This is a genomic window from Thalassotalea fusca (assembly GCF_053485835.1).
The window spans coordinates 209941-229572 of record NZ_JBQRUN010000005.1 but is presented as its reverse complement, the minus strand read 5'-3'; the positions used below and the strand labels follow the sequence as shown (position 1 = coordinate 229572).

At 41.4% G+C, this 19632-nt stretch carries 18 protein-coding genes and 1 pseudogene; 15 read left to right on the top strand and 4 right to left on the bottom strand.

What is annotated here, in order from left to right:
• The first annotated feature begins 51 nt into the window (after nt 1–51).
• Nucleotides 52–1017: a sterol desaturase family protein gene (locus ACSLUK_RS08710; protein ID WP_448548162.1), complete on the top strand. Its 966-nt coding sequence runs from the start codon at nt 52–54 to the stop codon at nt 1015–1017.
• 43 nt (nt 1018–1060) lie between these two features.
• Here the strand turns inward: ACSLUK_RS08710 and ACSLUK_RS08705 are convergent, their stop codons facing one another.
• Together ACSLUK_RS08705 and ACSLUK_RS08700 are read right to left on the bottom strand one after the other, a co-directional pair.
• Nucleotides 1061–2587: a leucyl aminopeptidase gene (locus ACSLUK_RS08705; RefSeq protein ID WP_448548161.1), complete on the bottom strand. Its 1527-nt coding sequence runs from the start codon at nt 2585–2587 to the stop codon at nt 1061–1063.
• A 150-nt stretch (nt 2588–2737) separates the two neighbouring features.
• Entirely contained in the window at nt 2738–4741 is a 2004-nt protein-coding gene (locus ACSLUK_RS08700; RefSeq protein WP_448548160.1) for a methyl-accepting chemotaxis protein, read from the bottom strand.
• A gap of 262 nt (nt 4742–5003) precedes the next feature.
• Between ACSLUK_RS08700 and ACSLUK_RS08695 the strand changes: the two genes are divergently transcribed.
• Both ACSLUK_RS08695 and ACSLUK_RS08690 read left to right on the top strand, forming a co-directional pair.
• A complete protein-coding gene (locus ACSLUK_RS08695) occupies nt 5004–9008 on the top strand; it encodes a two-component regulator propeller domain-containing protein (RefSeq protein WP_448548159.1) in 4005 nt (1334 codons plus the stop codon).
• A 177-nt stretch (nt 9009–9185) separates the two neighbouring features.
• Nucleotides 9186–10262 (top strand): annotated as a pseudogene (locus tag ACSLUK_RS08690) (peptidoglycan-binding domain-containing protein); the annotation flags it as partial.
• Nucleotides 10263–10746: 484 nt separating this feature from the next.
• On the opposite strand, the gene fusA reads toward ACSLUK_RS08690, so the two are convergent.
• Nucleotides 10747–12834 (bottom strand): elongation factor G, encoded by a 2088-nt coding sequence (gene fusA / locus ACSLUK_RS08685; protein ID WP_448548158.1) that lies wholly within the window; start codon nt 12832–12834, stop codon nt 10747–10749.
• A gap of 632 nt (nt 12835–13466) precedes the next feature.
• Between fusA and rpsJ the strand changes: the two genes are divergently transcribed.
• Genes rpsJ through rpsQ form a run of 11 tightly spaced genes read left to right on the top strand, consistent with a single transcriptional unit; the run spans nt 13467 to nt 18407 of the window.
• Nucleotides 13467–13778 (top strand): 30S ribosomal protein S10, encoded by a 312-nt coding sequence (rpsJ, locus tag ACSLUK_RS08680; RefSeq protein WP_093332363.1) that lies wholly within the window; start codon nt 13467–13469, stop codon nt 13776–13778.
• A gap of 14 nt (nt 13779–13792) precedes the next feature.
• Complete coding sequence (gene rplC, locus ACSLUK_RS08675) at nt 13793–14431, top strand: 50S ribosomal protein L3 (RefSeq protein ID WP_448548157.1); 639 nt, start codon at nt 13793–13795, stop codon at nt 14429–14431.
• Nucleotides 14432–14449: 18 nt separating this feature from the next.
• Complete coding sequence (rplD, locus tag ACSLUK_RS08670; protein WP_448548156.1) at nt 14450–15055, top strand: 50S ribosomal protein L4; 606 nt, start codon at nt 14450–14452, stop codon at nt 15053–15055.
• Entirely contained in the window at nt 15052–15354 is a 303-nt protein-coding gene (rplW, locus tag ACSLUK_RS08665) for a 50S ribosomal protein L23 (RefSeq protein ID WP_448548155.1), read from the top strand. Before rplD ends, rplW begins: the two co-directional genes overlap by 4 nt.
• A gap of 11 nt (nt 15355–15365) precedes the next feature.
• The gene (gene rplB, locus ACSLUK_RS08660) at nt 15366–16190 is read left to right on the top strand and encodes a 50S ribosomal protein L2 (protein ID WP_448548154.1); all 825 of its coding nucleotides are present in this window, start codon (nt 15366–15368) and stop codon (nt 16188–16190) included.
• Between the two features lie 27 nt (nt 16191–16217).
• Nucleotides 16218–16496, top strand: a complete 279-nt coding sequence (gene rpsS, locus ACSLUK_RS08655; RefSeq protein WP_074496195.1) for a 30S ribosomal protein S19 — start codon at nt 16218–16220, stop codon at nt 16494–16496.
• Between the two features lie 11 nt (nt 16497–16507).
• On the top strand, nt 16508–16840 hold the full coding sequence (gene rplV, locus ACSLUK_RS08650) for a 50S ribosomal protein L22 (RefSeq protein WP_448548153.1): 333 nt from the start codon (nt 16508–16510) through the stop codon (nt 16838–16840).
• Nucleotides 16841–16851: 11 nt separating this feature from the next.
• Entirely contained in the window at nt 16852–17544 is a 693-nt protein-coding gene (rpsC, locus tag ACSLUK_RS08645) for a 30S ribosomal protein S3 (protein WP_448548152.1), read from the top strand.
• Nucleotides 17545–17554: 10 nt separating this feature from the next.
• A complete protein-coding gene (rplP, locus tag ACSLUK_RS08640; RefSeq protein WP_448548151.1) occupies nt 17555–17968 on the top strand; it encodes a 50S ribosomal protein L16 in 414 nt (137 codons plus the stop codon).
• The gene (gene rpmC, locus ACSLUK_RS08635; protein WP_448548150.1) at nt 17968–18159 is read left to right on the top strand and encodes a 50S ribosomal protein L29; all 192 of its coding nucleotides are present in this window, start codon (nt 17968–17970) and stop codon (nt 18157–18159) included. Before rplP ends, rpmC begins: the two co-directional genes overlap by 1 nt.
• A complete protein-coding gene (rpsQ, locus tag ACSLUK_RS08630; protein ID WP_448548149.1) occupies nt 18159–18407 on the top strand; it encodes a 30S ribosomal protein S17 in 249 nt (82 codons plus the stop codon). Before rpmC ends, rpsQ begins: the two co-directional genes overlap by 1 nt.
• 39 nt (nt 18408–18446) lie before the next feature.
• Here rpsQ and ACSLUK_RS08625 read toward each other — a convergent pair whose 3' ends face one another.
• On the bottom strand, nt 18447–18836 hold the full coding sequence (locus ACSLUK_RS08625) for a winged helix-turn-helix transcriptional regulator (RefSeq protein ID WP_448548148.1): 390 nt from the start codon (nt 18834–18836) through the stop codon (nt 18447–18449).
• Between the two features lie 140 nt (nt 18837–18976).
• Here ACSLUK_RS08625 and ACSLUK_RS08620 point away from each other — a divergent pair, with 140 nt between their 5' ends.
• A complete protein-coding gene (locus ACSLUK_RS08620) occupies nt 18977–19519 on the top strand; it encodes a nuclear transport factor 2 family protein (protein WP_448548147.1) in 543 nt (180 codons plus the stop codon).
• The last annotated feature ends 113 nt before the right edge of the window (nt 19520–19632 follow it).

The window sequence follows — 19632 nt, the reverse complement described above, 5'->3', positions numbered from 1 at the left end:
GTTATTAGGGTGATGCTAATAACATTATTACTAGTTTAGGTAACACGGTACATGATTGAATTTCTAAATCAAAACCTGCAAGAGTTATTCTCATATTTGCTCGATCCAAATAAACGTTTGTTTATTGGTTATATCGTGTCGGCTGCGGTTCTTGCGCTACCTGTTTATTGGTTAATGACCAAGCAAAAAAGCGTTGCTGGTTTCATGCGCTTTCTAATGCCAAAGTCGATTTACTTGTCGCATTCCGCTAAACAAGATTACGTATTGCTGGTGTTTAATAAACTGATCAAAGCGGCGCTATTCCCTTTGGTGATAGTCACTATGGCACCTGTCGCGTTAGCCGTATCATCGGCGTTAGAATGGCTGTTTCAAATGACAACCATTTTCTCTGCCCCGCAAATAGTCGTCATGATAACGTTTACTATCCTGTTATTTGTCTTTGACGATCTTACTCGATTTCTCTTGCACTATTGGTTGCACAAAGTACCTATGCTTTGGGAGTTTCACAAAGTCCATCATTCGGCCAAAGTTCTCACGCCATTTACTATATATCGCTCGCATCCCGTGGAAAATTATTTGTATGCCTGTCGAATGGCTATTACCCAAGGTACTGTAGTGGGTATTTGTTATTTCATGTTTGGTCCAACACTGAAAATGATAGATATATTAGGGGCAAACTTGTTTGTTTTCGCATTTAATATTTTAGGTTCTAATTTGCGTCATAGTCATATTTGGTTGTCATTTGGTGATAAAGTGGAAGGGTGGTTGATTAGTCCAGCACAGCACCAAATTCATCACAGCAAACATCCAAGTCACTACGACGTCAATTTAGGCACGGCATTGGCGATATGGGACCGCATGGCTAATAATCTGGTAAAAGCATCGTCAGTTAACTCGTTGGAAGTTGGTTTATCAGACTCGCAGGCTGACCATTCTTCTCTTGCCAACATTTACTTTGAGCCTTTTGTTCGTTGCTATCGCCGCCTAGTTAGTCGTTTTACCAATAAAAGTGCATAAAAAAGCCGCCCATTCGGACGGCTATAAATTGACTCTTACGTAATTACTTGTCTTGAGACTCGATCCAATCGGTTAGTAATCTTACTGCATAACCAGTTGCGCCTTTTGACGCTTCACCTTCAGCCGAAGATGTAAGGGCATTACCGGCAATATCTAAGTGTGCCCATCGTACGTCACCTGCAAAGTGCTGCAAGAAGCTAGCAGCGGTAGATGCGCCTGGCCCACCTGAGCCAATATTTTGTAAATCAGCAATGTCGCTCTTTAGTTTATCCTTGTACGCTAGTGGTAAGCGCCATAAGTTTTCGTTAACACGCTTTCCGGCAAACGTTAGCTGTTCAACAAGTTGTTCATCATCAGAGAATATTGCCGCATACTCATTACCTACAGCACGTACTTTCGAGCCTGTAAGTGTCGCAATATCAACCATGATTTGTGGTTGATAGTGCTTTCTTGCATACCACATTGCATCTGCCAGTACTAAACGACCTTCAGCGTCCGTGTTCAACACTTCGACTGTTAGGCCTTCAGCTGTTCTCAATACATCACCTGGGGCGACTGAAGTTTCTGAAACCATATTGGCTGCCATCCCCATAACGGCGACAACATTAGCCTTGACCTTGTCTTTAGCTAACGCGGTAACAGTGCCTAGAGCTGCTGCGGCACCAGCCATATCAGATTTCATGCGAGAAATTGAACTCCCTGTTTTAACGTTGTAGCCGCCAGAGTCAAAGGTGATACCTTTGCCAACCAGAGCAACAGGCGCGTCATCACTCCCTTTGTAGTGAGCAATAACTAACCTTGAACCTTGCAAGCTGCCTTTACCTACTGCGAATAGGGCACCCATGCCTAATTGCTCAATTTCTTTTGGCGTCAATATTGTCACTTCAACACCGTATTGTTCGATTGATTTGGCCGCTTGAGCAAATTCTACTGGCGTCATGTTGGAGGCCGTTTCATTGACAAGATCTCGTGCCAAAAATACGCCACTTTGAATATTTGTTAGTGGCTCATAGGCGCGTCCGGCTTTTCCAGCATCAAGCACGTCAAATTGAACGTTTTTCTCTTTGCGTGCCTCCTTGTGGTAGGTATCAAAGCGATAAGCTCTTAAACTTAAACCATGCGCCAGAAGAGCACTTACTTGAGCATTTTGTTTAGCGTTGTTACCACCCAGATCGTCTGTCGCAATAACAATATCTTCAATATTGTCTTTCTCGAGTTTGGCAGAAATGTTGCCGCCAAGCTTAGTTATTTTTTCTTGTAGAAAATCGTTTTCTTCGCCAATTCCTGCAATCAATACACGGTCGAATTCTACGCCGGCGGGGGCAATTACCTCTACAAAACTGCCATAGCTGCCATCAAATTCAGCGACGTTGACTGCTTTTGACAATTGGCCCTTGGTTAGCTTGTCGAATCGATTAAACTCATCAGGCGCTTTGCCTTTACCGTGAAACAATACGAGTGCATCAGCGGTTGGGCTCATATTCTTTTCAAATGAAATTTGTTCTGCGTTTACGTTGAATAGCGCGCAGCTAATAGAAAAGGCAATAGCTGTTCTTGTCTTATTGAACATATTAATAGAATCCTTCAGAGATAAATAAAAACTCAGTTTTATCTGAGATTTGACAGAATGTTAAGAGAAAATAGATTAATGGCAGATAGTGTGCGGTGATTTTCACATAAAGGCGCATGCCCCATTTTGCATGGGGCATGCTTGAGTATTTTACACTTTAAATTGGTTAACCACTTTTGATAGCGATTGTGCATTTTGTCGTAAATAATCAAGTCCAGTTGTCATCTCGGTAGATGTCTTAACTGTATCGTCAGTAAGCACTCGCACATTCTCTACATTTTGCGAAACTTCTTCGGCAACGGTCGCTTGTTGATTTACTGCATTGGCAATTTCAAGTGTTTGGTTTTGGAACTCGGTTATTACGGTGGTAATTTCGGCTAGTACGTTGTGTACTTGTTCCGTCAGTTCTACACTATGCGCTGCTTCATCACGGCTTTGATTCATCACATCCACCGCACTGGTCGCGGTAGTTTGCAAGTCGTCAATAATGGCTTCTATGTTCGCGGTAGATTCTTGGGTGCGAGAAGCCAAGGTCCGTACTTCGTCGGCAACTACGGCAAATCCTCGCCCTTGCTCACCCGCACGAGCGGCTTCAATGGCTGCATTCAACGCGAGCAAGTTAGTTTGTTCAGCAATACCGCGAATGACCGTTAATACTTCGCCTATGCTCTGAGTACCCTCTCGTAGCTTACTAACCACTTCAGCTGCTGAAGATACGTTGTCTGAGAGCTGATTAATGCCAGATGCAGCTTGCGCAACTACGCGTGCTCCCTCGCTCACTTGTTGCTCGGCATTGTTAGCTAACTCTTTTGAAGCGTTGGCGTTATTTGATATGTCTTGGCTAGTTTGCGCAAGTTCCGTGGCTGCCGTAGCCACCATATCGATCTCGCGTTTTTGATCTTCGATGATATTACTGGTTTGATGACCCACTGCGGTAGCTTGTTCCGTAGACTGTTCTACATCATTGGTTATGACGACAGTTTCCTTTACTAATCCTTGGATTTTATCAACAAAGGTATTGAATTCTTTCGTTAGTGCGCCAATTTCATCCGGTCTTTGGTTATTAATGCGCTGTGTTAAGTCACCATCACCTTCAGCTATTTCGTGCATGGCGGCTTTCAAATCGCTGATGCGTTTAAATAGCGGCGTAAGCAACAACCAAATCAAACCTGCAATGAGTGTAATAATTAACAGAACTACAATCGAGTAAGACCAAAATGCTGATTGTACTGGGTCAGTAATTAGGCGCTCAGGTACCATAAAGCCCAGTTTCCAATTCATTAATGGATATTCACTTTTTACTTCATCAAATATCACTAAATATGAATTACCTTGGTAGGTGACGTTGGCAAGCCCTTGTTCGTTTTGGCTAATGGTATACTGTAACTCGTTAAACCCTTGCGCATCTTGAAAGTGTTGGTCAACTTTACTCATTAAATCACCTGGCTCAAAGTCGTCGTCAAAGCCAGGGAAGAAAACTAGTTTTCCTGTGTCTGTCATTAAGAATGCTTCACCTTCACCTTGGTATTTGATCTTGGCGAGAAGGTCTTTACCTATCGTAGTGATTAATATATCGATACCACCTATCCCGAGAAATCTTCCATTTGGTAAATAATATGGACCTTTTACCGTAGCCGAAATAGAGCCATCATTAGCATCTACCGCTGGATCGGTAACGTACATGCGACCAATATCAATACCTTCTTGCCACCAAGGACGTTTGCTAGTGAAGTAATTCGCATCAGTATAGCGACCATTCAAATCGAAATACTCATGCGTATTTTCAGTGCCAAAAAATACGCTTTTAATTGCACTATCTTGATCGGAAAAATAGCGGAAGTATTTAATAACATCTTGGTACTCAGGGATGTGATCAATATCGGATAAGCGCTGGTCGTAACTGGTAAACCAATCTACGACTTGCGGACTAGCGAACACCGCATGGTTAATTTGGCCTTTGGCTTCAAAATAGCCACGGATCTCACTTGCCTGCTTGGCTACGATACCTTCGATCGATTCAATTAGTTGCGCGCGGGTATTGTCACTAACGTTAGTGAGCAAAAAGTAAGATGTTATGATTAGTAAAATGGCAACGGCAGAAGAAATTCCTACCACCAAGCGCCCCATAATAGAGCGTTTAAAAAAACGGAACATGAAAAACCACCACTGATTTTTGTTATTTTTATATACGACCCAACGAACATATCAATTAGGGCAACGATTTGGAAGTTATTTGACCAAAAAAAGTGCACTAATTATGAAGTGCTAGAGGTATTTTATCGTGATGGTATTTAGCTAATAATCAATCGAACCAGCCAGTATTTATGGAACGACAGACTCACGCAAAATTGGCAAGCGAATAACATTACTATATGATGCGATTACAAAAAAGCCTATTGCTTAGCGTACACCAATAATGCAACTAGGTAAGATAAACAATAAGCATTTCATGTTGGCAAAAGGAATTATGGCACAGCAGTTTTTCGCCTCTTTATTAACTTTATTCTTACTCTCTCAATTTGCAAGCGCCAAAAGCGACCTTGTGGATTATTTTGATCACTACGGTTTTGAGCAGAACATTAGCCAGGGAAGTGTTAATTGTATGGTCAGAGATAAAAACGGGTACTTATGGGTGGGAACGCAAGGTGGGCTAAATCGGTTTAACGGCATCGAGTTTAGCACCTACCTAGCAGACGGTTCTGACAAAAACCCTTCAGGAAATTGGATTACTGGTTGTGCAATGGATACCGAAGGTAATTTATGGTTCAGCACAAAATCTGCGGGCATCAATAAGCTTTCATCACGGACACAAAGGTTTATCACACTTAATTCTATTAATACCGATAACATAACCGACGATCGGTTTAACACCTTGTTTATTGAAAATGAAAAATACTTGTGGGCTGGAGGCGCAAACGGTGAGCTATTTAGGGTCAGTTTGCTTGATAACACAGTGACTCGCTTTAAAGTACATGAGGGTAGCATCAGCAAAATAAATCGTATCGTGAAAGGGATTGATGGAAAGCTATGGTTGGCAACGGGCAGTGGTTTGTACTATTTGTCGGACACGCATTTAAAACCTGTTGAAAATGTGCTCACACAAGAAAACCCGATAGAAGGAGAGCTATGGACACTCGCAATTGATCATACAGGTAATTTATGGATAGGCGGAAAAAAGGGGCTCTATCTGTTGTCGCATTCTTCCGATGGATATATGGTTTCATCGCAATCCGTCAAAGCGTGGGTGACGGGCATTGTGGAAAGAACAAAGGGAGTGTTGTGGATAACCACTTATGGTTCGGGCTTGTATATTTTCGAACCAGATTTTGGTATTCAGCAACGGTTTGTCAAAAAAGATCGGAATGCTTACGGATTGAGAAGCGACTATCTTATTTCAATTAACAAAGACAGTGATGACCAGATTTGGTTAGGCTCAGATGGCAAAGGGCTACAAAGGTATCTGATTTCACGCAATAGATTTCACCATACCTCACATGATCCGGAAGATGAGCTCACAATTAGTCATGCATTTGTGCGTGCAGTATCTACGGAGAAAGATGGAACACTTTGGGTGGGCACACGAAATGGCCTAAACAGAAAATCGCCAAACGGCAGCGGCTTTATTCGGTACTTCTTCGATGAAAGTCAACCCAATAGTTTGCCCAATAATAATGTGTTCGCATTGCATGTAACTGAAGAGGGCACTGTGTGGGTAGGCACATATGGTGGAGGGTTGGCAAAATATAATCATGCGACCGATGATTTTACACGTTATTCACAGGCGTCTGGCTTACCAAGTAGTTATATCTATGCAATCACATCATCCAGCGATAAGGAATTGTGGCTTGGTACAAATAAGGGATTAATTCATTTCGATCCAAGCACTGAGGAGTCTCGCCACTATTATCATAAAGAAGGTACGACTGACAGTTTAAGTCAGAACACCGTAGTTAGCCTATATGACGAAGGTAAAGATAGTTTGTGGGTTGGCACATTCTTAGGATTAAACAGATTTGATAAAAATACGGGCAAGTTTACTCATTTTAAGAAAAACCCTTTAGGATTGACAGACAATGTTGTTACTTCTCTAATGCATGACTCCCGAGGTGACTTGTGGGTTGGCACGATGAATGGACTTAATCGAATTGATGGAAAGTCGTTTGAGATAACACAGTTTGGCGTCGAAAATGGATTACCTAATGGCAATGTATTTGGGATTGTAGAAGACAATACGGGAAATTTATGGATGAGTACCAACAATGGGTTAGCAAAATTCAACATTTCAGACCAAAATTTTAGCATTTATTCAGTTGGCGATGGATTGCAGGACAGGGCATATATTCTCGGAGCTTACTATCGAGATAATCGAGGCAGGCTATATTTTGGAGGAGTAAATGGTTTCAACTGGTTCACGCCTGAGTCGTTGGCGCTAGAGCCTAAGACGCCCAACGTAATGCTAGAAGATTTCTTATTATTTAACAAAGCAATAGATGAAAAATCTCTCATAAAGCGTACCAAAGGGGAGTTCATTGAGTTATCCCATGAAGATGTTATTTTTGGTGTGCGATTTAGCGCTCCGCTAGCCACACATCCAGAAAAATTACAATTTGCTTATAGGTTAAATGGATTTGATACCAATTGGATTAATGCGACAGCGTTAAATCGAGTTGCTACTTATACAAACATACCTGCGGGCGAGTTTGAGCTGAAAATAAAAACACGTTATGCAGGAGGAGCATGGAGCAAGAACCTCACCGTTCCAATTAAAATAAAACCGGCTCCATGGTTTTCTTCATGGGCTATTAGTCTCTACGTGTTACTTTCGGGTATTTTCTTATGGAGCTTTTGGCAAATGCATTATAAAAAGAAGTTGGCAGAGCAACAAAAAAGGCATGCAGAAATAGTAGCTAATGCAAAAGATGAACTCTTGGCGAATGTATCGCATGAATTCAAAACGCCTATCACACTCATTCTGGGGCCAACTAATGAGTTGATACAAACGAGCAATGTTGCTACCAAACGGCAACTTGAAGGCATTAAGCGCAATGCAGAAAAGCTCGACACATTGGTGAGCAATATATTAGCTAACAAAACATTAGATATTAGCCATAGGGTAGAGTGTACTGACATATTAGCTATCGGTTTATCTATGGCTAATGAGTTTTCAGTGCTTGCCAAAGAACATCATCAGCAAGTTGAATACGTCACATTGAATCAGCAGGAGATATTTGTTGATATTGAGTCTGAAAAAGTTGAATTGGTGATCAGTAACTTGCTATCGAATGCGATCAAATATGCAGGCGAACATTGCAGTGTAGAATTACGAATTTGGAGTGAAGGACAGCATTGTTTTATCCTAGTTCAAGATACCGGAGTTGGTATTCCTGAGAATGAGCTAGATTCTGTCTTTGAGCGAGGATTTCGAGGTGCTGGCAATAAGGAGTCGTCCAATGGTCACGGTATTGGGTTATCTTTGGTTAAAGACATCCTTGAGCAGAAAAATGGCGAAATCAAACTCACTTCACGTATAAATGAAGGAGCACGATTTCTTGTCAAACTACCGCTTGCTATACGTCACACTATTCTTACCCAAACTCCTTCACACAATATCCAGCGTATCGATAAAGGGAAAAAGCTGTTAATCATTGATGATAACGCAGAAATTTGTCTTTACTTATCACAAATATTATCAAGTCATTACCGATGTCAAATGAGCTCTGACGGTAAAGAAGGGTTAGCACGTGCATTGGAATGGCAGCCAGACGTTATAATTTCCGATGTGATGATGCCCAATATGAATGGTTTGGAGTTACTCCAAGCGTTAAGAACCAATGATAGTACTTGTCATATTCCTGTACTTATGTTGAGCGCTTATCCATCAAAGACATTGAAATTAAACACTCTGTCTTTGCTGGCTGACGAATTTTTGCCTAAACCCTTCGATAAAGCCGAGTTGTTTGCTGCGTTGAGCAATATCTTAGCAATTAGAGCCATGTCACAGCAAAAGGCGATACAGCAATTACATGATTCAAAGAGCGAATCACTTGCGTCTGACAACCCAACACAATCTTGTCTTCCTGCTCATAATGTCAAAGATGCGAGGTTCATAGAGCGAGTGAATAGTTTGTTGGCAGAGCATTATACTGATGCTGAATTCTCACTTGCGGCACTCGCACAAAAAATGTTCATGAGTGAGCGAAACTTGCAGATAAAAACTAAAGCGCTGTTTGGAGTTTCTCCTGTCGACTTAATCAGGGAGGTTAGATTGCACCAGGCGACATTAGCACTATGCGGAGGTGCTGACAGTGTTGGAGACATAACTCTGCAATGTGGTTTTAATTCACAAAGTTACTTTACTAAATGTTTTAAAGAAAAATACGGTATGACACCAAACGCTTATAGAAAATTGAAACGCGATTAGCATATTTTCGTAATTGTTATAATAAATTTCGTGATTGTGCTAAGTCTAAGGTTATGATTATGTTAAATTTATTTTGCTTTTGAGTGGTGCGGTTAATTGCTTTTTTAGTGAATTAACCAGTTTTAAAAGGAGAGTAATGTGACTTTCAAAGCAAAATCCTTAGCTATTGGTTCAATTATGTTTGGTTTAATGGCCTGCCAAAGTACATCAACATCAGTAACATCAGGGCAAAGCTCGCCCAACGTAAATGAAGTAAAGCAGCAACAATATAACGGACCGAAAGCTCGTATTGCAGTTGCTCGTTTTACGGATAAATCAAACAACCGCCATTGGTGGACCAAAGAAATTGGCAATGGTATGTCAGATCAACTAATGACCTCGCTTGTTAATACAAATCGCTTTATTGTTCTAGAACGTCAGGCGTTAGATGCAGTGTTGTCAGAACAGGATTTAGTAACCTCTGGGCGAGTGAATGCTGTGACGGGGGCTGGCTATGGTGAAGTGGAAGGTGCAGAAATTGTCATTGTTGCTTCTGTAACTGAGTTTGCAGATGGGTCTTCAGGAGGAAGTGTCGGTGGCGCGGGATTTCTAGGTGATGTATTCAGTTCAGTGAAAGCGGGCTTTTCGAGTACACATATGGCTATAGATATGCGCCTAATCGATACCACTACATCTCGTGTATTGGCTGCAACCTCCGTTGAAAGCGGTAGTAAAGATTTCGATTTTTCTGGCGCGTTATATAACTTCGGTGATTCATTTACCTCAGGCAGTTTAAGTGGCTGGTCGAATACACCCAAAGAAAAGGCGCTTAGAGAAGTTATAGAAAAAGCCGTACAGTTTATAGTAACCAAAATACCTGAAGACTTTTATCGCTATAATGCAAACAACACACTAACTGCTGGTAAAAAAGCGCCTAAACATACTGCTAAAGTTAAAAGCTCCAAAACTCAAAATGATAGTCATAACAAAGATGAAACTGTTAATGACTCTTCTAGATCATCACGTGCAATGTCGTTAGATTCTGTGAGCATTGCGATGGCACAAGCTCAATTAAATTGCCTGGGTTATTTGTCAGATCAAGAAAAAGAAGGAAGAATGACTCCCAATACGGTAGTGGCTGTCAAAAAGTTTCAACAAGCATCGGGGCTAACTGTAAATGGAGATTTAAACGACACAACAAGAGATGCTTTAGCTGATACAGGATGTTTGAATAATTCTATAAGCGGAGCAATGAGTATGATTGCTAGCGCATTTGTTGGCGCCTCGGAAACCTCGGACGAGGAATACGATCGCATAGATAACAATGATTTCCTATTAGTGCCAACGCGTGAAGACAAAGACTTAGGCAGCCTTTCTATTGCTCATAAAGAAAGTGAAAGTGGTATGACTGAGATTGAAGTGTTCGCTAAACATTCTGAATCGGGTGTAGCATTAACAAAAGCGCATGCTACACTGTTCAAAGTTGCGTCGGATGGTGTTTTAGCCGATGAGCCCGATTATCTTCAGCATGACGTGGTAGAGCCAGTAAATAGTGGCCGATACTACTTAAAAGTAGCTTCACATCAAAAATTCTTTGCATCTGGTGATGTTATTCTAAGGCGAGGGAAGAAAAATATTATCACTGCTACGTTAAATTAGGATAAGAGTATTTCACTAAAGTTTGTTAAGTTTATCTCATAAAAAAACGGTCCTAAATTTAGGACCGTTTTTATTTTTAGATTTGAATTATTTATTCAAATTATTTTTTAGCGTTACGCTCTTTAACTTCAGCGATAACTTCGTCAGCTACGTTTTGCGGACACTGGTTGTAGTGTGAGAATTCCATAGAGAATTGACCACGACCTGATGTCATTGTACGTAGGTGTCCGATGTAACCGAACATTTCTGAAAGTGGAACGTCTGCCTTGATGCGAACACCTGTAGTGCCAGCTTCTTGGTCTTTGATCATACCACGACGACGGTTCAAGTCACCGATTACGTCACCAACGTGATCTTCTGGAGTGAACACGTCAACTTTCATGATAGGTTCAATCAACTGAGGACCAGCCTTAGGAATTGATTGACGGAAAGCGCCTTTAGCTGCGATTTCGAACGCTACTGCTGATGAGTCAACCGCGTGGAATCCACCGTCGTATAGTTCAATTTCAACGTCTAGTACAGGGAAACCAGCTAGAACACCTTCGTCCATCATGCCTTTGAAGCCTTTCTCGATTGCTGGGAAGAATTCCTTAGGAACGTTACCACCAACAACAGTAGACTTAAATGTGAAACCTGAGTTCGGCTCACCTGGCTTGATACGGTAATCGATCTTACCGAATTGACCTGAACCACCAGATTGTTTCTTGTGCGTGTAAGAATCTTCAACAGCTTGCGTGATAGTTTCACGGTATGCTACTTGTGGCTTACCAACTTCAAGCTCAACACCGTAAGTACGCTTAAGGATATCTACTTTGATATCTAAGTGTAATTCACCCATACCTTTAAGGATTGTTTCGCCTGAATCTTCGTCAGTCTCAACTTGGAATGTTGGATCTTCAGCAACCATCTTACCGATAGCAATACCCATTTTCTCAGTTGAACCCTTATCTTTTGGTGCAACCGCGATTGAGATTACTGGTTCTGGGAATACCATTGCTTCAAGTGTACAAGGCTGTTTCACGTCACAAAGTGTGTGACCAGTTTGTACGTTCTTCATACCAACGATAGCAAGAATGTCACCAGCTTGTGCTTCAGTTAATTCTGTACGATCTTCAGCTTGCATCTCAACCATACGGCCGATACGCTCAGTTTTACCTGTGAACGAGTTAAGTACAGTATCACCTTTCTTAAGGCGACCAGAATATACACGTACGAAAGTAAGTGCACCGAAACGGTCATCCATAATTTTAAATGCTAATGCACGGAACGGCTCATCTGCGTCTACAATTGCGAATTCACCAGTAGGCTCACCTTCTTCGTCAGTCAACGGTTGAGGTGGTACTTCAGTTGGAGAAGGTAAGTAATCAACAACAGCATCAAGAAGAAGTTGCATACCTTTGTTTTTGAAAGCTGAACCACAGTAAGTAGGGAAGAACAACAATTCGTTAGTACCTTTACGGATACAAGCTTTGATTTGCTCTTCTGTAGGGTCTAATTCACCTTCCAAGTAATCCATAAGCATATCTTCATCTGCTTCTAAAGCAGTTTCGATTAGCATTTCACGGTATTCAGCAGCTTGGTCTACCATATCTGCAGGGATATCTTGAATTTCGTAGTTTTCTGGCTGACCAGAATCGTCCCAAACGTATGCTTTTTGGCTTAATACGTCTACAACACCAACAAAGTTATCTTCTTCACCGATTGGTAAAGTCATAACAAGTGGGTTAGCGCCAAGTACGTTCTTAACTTGATCTTTAACGCGGAAGAAGTTTGCACCTAAACGGTCTAGTTTGTTAACGAAAATCAAACGTGCAACTTTAGATTCGTTAGCATAACGCCAGTTAGTTTCTGATTGCGGCTCAACACCACCAGAACCACAGAATACACCGATACCACCGTCAAGAACTTTAAGAGAACGATATACTTCTACAGTGAAGTCAACGTGACCCGGAGTGTCGATTACGTTAAAACGGTGCTTTTTCCATTCACAAGTTACGGCAGCAGACTGGATTGTAATACCACGCTCAGCTTCTTGTTCCATGAAGTCAGTTGTTGACTCACCATCGTGAACTTCACCGATCTTATGGATCATACCCGTAAGTTTCAAAATTCGTTCAGTTGTGGTGGTTTTACCAGCATCAACGTGAGCGAAAATACCAATATTTCTGTATTTTGATAAATCTGCCATTTCTTTGCTCTATAGAGTTAGTGATTAAAAACCGCGCGAGTATACCAGAAGTTGAGCGAAACAAACATATCTAAGAAGAATTAATTTTAGCGTTCAAGTTAAATTTTTCGATCTAAAAGGAGGAACTAGGTGCGGATTAGTTATTTAAATTCTTTACATTGCTTAGTTTTTTAACCGCGTTGATTTCAAATAGTCGCATATTAGTACTTGTATTGGTATCCATAATGCGGCACATAGTAAACTTATACGAGGAATGCCCAAATCTGGGTTTGGTAAAAAGATGTCTCTATAAGAAATGCAGTAGGGCGTTAAGAACCATTTAATTGCATCATACTAAAGTTAATAGCTTCCTACCTATATAAATAAGCAGAACTATCAAGTTTTTTGAAGGTGGTAATCCAGAGAACGATAGTTCAGCAACAAAAAACTACTTGTTTAAAATTTATTCTTATGTATAATACGCGCTCACGTTAGGCCTATGCCTTCGTGATTTAGCTAAATTGCTTCGATAGAATTTAGCTCACACAGCAACCCCGATAGGGGGTTGAATGTTTTAGTCGGTACACCCCCCTTTCATACTAAGAAAGGCGATGGGTCGTATTTTGTTCGTTCTTTTATAGGGGATTTGATTCATGTCAAATCAAAGAATTCGCATTCGTTTGAAAGCGTTTGATCATCGTTTGATTGATCAATCTACAGCAGAAATCGTTGACACTGCTAAGCGTACTGGTGCTCAGGTTCGTGGTCCAATTCCACTTCCTACGCGCAAAGAGCGTTTCACTGTTTTGATTTCTCCACACGTTAACAAAGATGCGCGTGATCAGTACGAGATTCGTACGCACAAGCGTTTAATTGATATCGTAGAACCTACTGATAAGACTGTTGATGCACTTATGCGTCTAGACTTAGCAGCTGGTGTCGACGTTCAAATTAGCTTGGGTTAATAGGGGGTTTTAACATGACTATAGGTCTAGTTGGACGTAAAGTTGGTATGACTCGTATCTTCTCTGAAGATGGCGTTTCTACTCCAGTTACAGTCCTAGAAGTTGAAGCCAACCGTGTTGCTCAGGTTAAAACTGTAGACAACGATGGCTATTCAGCGATTCAAGTTACTACTGGTACTAAGAAAGCTAACCGTGTAAACAAGCCAGCAGCTGGCCACTTTGCGAAAGCAGGTATTGAAGCTGGTCGTGGTTTGTGGGAATTCCGTTTAAACGACGGTGAAGGTGCTGAATTAGCAACTGGTAGCGAAATCACAGTTGAAATTTTCAACGACACTAAATTAGTAGACGTGACAGGCACATCTAAAGGTAAAGGTTTCCAAGGCGGTATCAAGCGTTGGAATTTCCGTACTCAAGATATGACACACGGTAACTCATTGTCTCACCGTTCAAACGGTTCAATTGGTCAATGTCAAACACCAGGTCGCGTATTCAAAGGCAAAAAAATGTCTGGTCACATGGGTGCTGAGAAAGTAACAACTCAAAACCTTGAATTAGTTCGTGTAGACGCTGAGCGTAACTTGCTTCTTATTAAAGGTGCAGTTCCAGGTCACGTAAACGCTAACGTAATCATCAAGCCAGCTGTTAAAGCCTAACGTCTGAGGAGAATTTTGATGGAATTAGCATTAAAAGACGCGTCAGGCGCTCTTGAAGTTTCAGAAGCTACTTTTGGACGTGAGTTCAACGAAGCTTTAGTACACCAAGTAGTTGTTGCTTATGCAGCAGGTGCTCGTCAAGGTACTGTTAAGCAAAAGAACCGTTCTGAAGTTAGTGGTGGTGGCAAGAAGCCATGGCGTCAAAAAGGTACTGGCCGTGCACGTGCTGGTACAACTCGTGGTCCAATTTGGAGAACTGGTGGCGTAACATTCGCAGCTCGTCCTCAAGATCACAGCCAAAAAGTTAACCGTAAAATGTACCGTGGTGCTATCCAAAGCATCCTTTCTGAATTAGTTCGTCAAGAACGTTTAGTAGTGGTAAATGACTTTGCGGTTGAATCGCCAAAAACTAAAGACTTAGTTGCTAAGTTAAAAGGTTTGGAGTTAAAAGACGTATTAATCGTTACTCCAGAAGTTGATGAGAACTTGTTCTTATCTGCTCGTAACCTTTACAAGGTTGATGTACGTGACGTACAAGGTATCGACCCTGTAAGCTTGGTTGGTTTTGAAAAAGTATTGATGACTGCTAGTGCGGTTAAGCAAATTGAGGAGATGTTAGCATGATAAGCGAAGAACGTTTGTTAAAAGTGCTTTTGGCACCAAACATTTCTGAAAAAGCAACAATGTCTGCTGAAGCAAACAACACAGTTGTTTTCAAAGTAGCCACTGATGCAAAGAAAGCTGAAATCAAAGCGGCAGTAGAAAAACTTTTCGAAGTTAAAGTTGAAGGTGTTCGTACTTTAAATGTTAAGGGTAAAACAAAGCGTACAGGTGCTCGTTTTGGTCGTCGTAGCGACTGGAAAAAAGCGTACGTTACTCTTGCAGAAGGTAGTGACATCGACTTCGTTGGCGCTGAAGCATAGGAGAAGTACAGATGGCTATTGTAAAATGTAAACCAACTTCTCCGGGTCGTCGCCACGTAGTTAAAGTGGTAAACCCGGACCTATACAAAGGTAAGCCTTACGCTCCACTTTTAGAGAAAAACTCTAAGTCTGGTGGTCGTAACAATACGGGTCGTATTACAGTTCGTCACGTTGGTGGTGGTCACAAGCAACACTACCGCGTAATTGACTTTAAACGTACTAAAGATGGCATTCCTGCAAAAGTTGAGCGTTTGGAATATGATCCAAACCGTAGTGCTAACATCGCGTTAGTATTATATGCAGACGGTGAGCGTCGTTACATCTTGGCTCCTAAGGGCCTAAAAGCTGGTGATACAATCCAGTCTGGTGTAGATGCGCCTATCAAAGCAGGTAACACATTACCATTGCGTAACACACCATTAGGTAGTGTTATTCACGCAATCGAACTTAAACCAGGCAAAGGTGCTCAAATTGCTCGTGCAGCGGGTACTTATGCTCAGTTAGTTGCTAAAGACGGTGCTTATGTAACGTTACGTCTTCGTTCAGGCGAAATGCGTAAAGTTGAAGCAGATTGTCGTGCAACTCTTGGTGAAATCGGTAACGCTGAACACATGCTTCGCTCATTGGGTAAAGCTGGTGCTCAACGTTGGCGTGGTGTTCGCCCAACTGTTCGTGGTGTTGCCATGAACCCAGTTGATCACCCTCACGGTGGTGGTGAAGGTAAAACTTCAGGCGGTCGTCATCCGGTATCTCCTTGGGGTGTACCAACTAAGGGTTATAAGACTCGTAAGAACAAGCGTACTGATAAGTTCATCGTACGTCGTCGTACTAAATAGTACTTAATTAATTAAAGAGGAATCACCATGCCACGTTCTCTCAAGAAAGGTCCTTTTATTGACCTACACTTGTTGACGAAGGTAGAGAAAGCGGTGGAAAGCGGGAATAAAAAGCCAATTAAAACTTGGTCCCGTCGCTCAATGATCATACCTAATATGATCGGATTGACTATCGCTGTCCATAATGGTCGTCAACACGTTCCTGTATTTGTTACTGAAGAAATGATCGGTCACAAATTAGGTGAATTTGCACCAACTCGTACTTATCGCGGCCACGCTGCTGATAAGAAAGCGAAGAAGAAGTAAGGGGAAGTTAGATGGAAGCAATCGCTAAACATAAATTTGCCCGTGGTTCTGCTCAAAAAGCACGTTTAGTTGTGGATCAAATCCGCGGCTTACATGTTGAGAAAGCACTTGAAATCCTAGAATACAGCAACAAAGGTGCTGCTGTTCTTGTGAAGAAAGTTTTAAACTCAGCAATTGCTAACGCAGAACATAACGAAGGTGCAGACATTGATGAATTGTTCGTTAAAACTATTATGGTTGACGATGGTCCAACAATGAAACGTATCAAGCCTCGTGCGAAAGGTCGCGCGGATCGTATCCTTAAGCGTACAAGTCACATCACTGTGATTGTAGCTGATAGCTAGGAGATATTAGAATGGGTCAAAAAGTCCATCCAAATGGTATTCGCTTAGGTATCACTAAACCTTTCGCGTCTACTTGGTTTGCAAGTAGCAAAGAATTTGCAGATAACTTACACGGCGATCATTTAGTTCGTGCATACTTATCTGAAAAGCTTAAGCGTGCATCATTGTCAAAAATCGTGATTGAGCGTCCTGCTAAATCTATCCGTGTAACAATCCACACTGCTCGTCCAGGTGTTGTTATCGGTAAGAAAGGCGAAGACGTAGAAAAGTTACGTTTAAAAGTATCTAAAATCGCTGGTGTTCCTGCTCAAATCAACATCGCTGAAGTACGTAAGCCAGAAATGGATGCGCAGCTTGTTGCTGACAGCATTGGTAGCCAATTAGAGCGTCGTGTAATGTTCCGTCGCGCTATGAAGCGTGCTGTACAAAATGCAATGCGTTTAGGTGCTAAGGGTATCAAAGTTGAAGTTAGTGGTCGTTTAGGCGGCGCTGACATCGCACGTTCAGAATGGTATCGTGAAGGTCGTGTACCTCTACATACATTACGTGCTGACATCGACTACGCAACTGCGCGTGGCGAAACAACTTACGGTACTATCGGTATTAAAGTGTGGATCTTCAAAGGTGAAGTAATCGGTGGTATGCCTGCACAGGTAGAAGCACCTGCTAAGCCTAAGAAAAGAAACAACCGCAAGAGCAAGTAGGGGATAAGTAATGTTACAACCAAAACGTACTAAATTCCGTAAGCAATTTAAATTGCGTAACCGCGGTCTTGCAAACACTGGTAGTTCAGTAAGCTTCGGTACTTACGGCCTTAAATCAGTTGAACGTGGTCGTATGACTGCGCGTCAAATTGAAGCGGCACGTCGTGCAATGACACGTCACGTTAAGCGTCAAGGTAAAATTTGGATCCGTGTATTCCCGGACAAACCAATTACTAAGAAACCTCTTGAGGTTCGTATGGGTAAAGGTAAAGGTTCTGTGGAATATTGGGTATGTCAAATTCTACCAGGTCGTGTTCTTTATGAAATGGAAGGTGTATCAGAAGAATTGGCACGTGAAGCATTTGCATTAGCAGCTGCCAAATTGCCATTCAAAACAACCTTCGTAACTAGAACGGTGATGTAATGAAAGCTAGCGAATTAAGAGAAAAAAGCATTGAAGAGTTAAATGCTGAGTTACTTGAATTGTTACGCGAGCAGTTTAACTATCGCATGCAAGCAAGCACAGGTCAGTTAGCACAAACTCACTTGCTAAGAACGGTACGTCGCAATATTGCACGTGTAAAGACTATCATAACTGAAAAGGCTGGTAAGTAATGAGCGAGAAAATTCGTACACTACAAGGTCGTGTAATCAGTGACAAAATGGATAAGTCTATCACTGTCCTGATTGAGCGCCGTGTTAAGCACCCAATGTATGGTAAGTTCATGACGCGTTCAACTAAGTTGAAAGCGCATGATGAAACTAACCAATGTAATGCGGGTGATTTAGTAACTATTCGTGAATGTGCTCCAATCTCTAAGACTAAGTCTTGGACTTTGGTAGACGTAGTTGAAAAAGCTTAATAGCTGATTTAACTTCACAACAGTTGATCAAAAACCCTGCTATTTAGCAGGGTTTTTTTTGTCATATTCGTTTCGAGATTGCCTAATTTCGTCATGGTGATCGCTTGCCCAAGTTACCAGTTGGAATAAAGGTTTCACTATGCCTTTACCCATCTCTGTAAGTTGATATTCTACTCTCACAGGTACTTCAGGAAAAACTGTTCTATTGACATAACCTTCGCGTTCTAAGTCTCGTAAGGTTTGCGTTAACATTCGCTGTGAAATACCCACAACTCTAGATTTAAGAGAATTGAACCGATCAGCTTCATTCACTAGTGCAAATAAAATCAGCATTGACCATTTATCACCAATTTGCGCAATAACGTTACGAATTGGGCAATCTTCATTGTTATGAAAAACTCGTTTTTCTGCTTTAATGTTCTCTTTCATAACTCACCTTCTATATATCTTACTTTCATAGGGGTTACCTATTTGTGCCTAGGTCACATTCAAGTGCCTAATTGTAATGTAGGTAACTTTTAATTACCATGGGTAAAGTTAGTAACCAATTAGGTTTTTTGGAGTTATTTATGTGGAAAAGCTTTATATCAACAATTCTTGTTTTAGTTTGTACAACGTCATTCGCTCAAGGGGGAAGTAGTCCTTCTGTTGATTTTCAACAATTGAAAAAATCACACTGGTCTCAACAGGAATTAAAAAATGCAAAATTGATCGCTGATTTCGTACAAAATCTAATGAACGACCACAACTTTGACTATGTATTGAAACAGTTTAATGATAATTCCTATGTACAGCATAATCGTAACATTCCAGATAAAATAGCAGGTTTGGTTGGCTTCTTGCGTGAGTTTGTTCAGGACTATCCTGAATATTCATATGAGGTGAAACACATCTATGTTGATGGGGATTTTGTCATATTTCACTCTCATGCAACGCTAGAAAAGGTAGATAGAGGCGATGATCAAAAAGGTATGAACATTATTGATACTTGGCGCATAAACAATGGAAAAATCGTCGAACATTGGGACTCAATTCAGGCGCTTGATGGCATGATGCGATTTTACTTTTTAATGACTGGCGGCACAATTCGTAATACGAACGGAGTGTTCTAACCTCAAGTACAAAAAAAGCATTTTGGTGGCTGGTGAGTATGGCCACTGGCCATTACAAGCGAATAAATGATAGGTTAGAGCATAAGACTGACAGTTACTTGGCACATGATAGT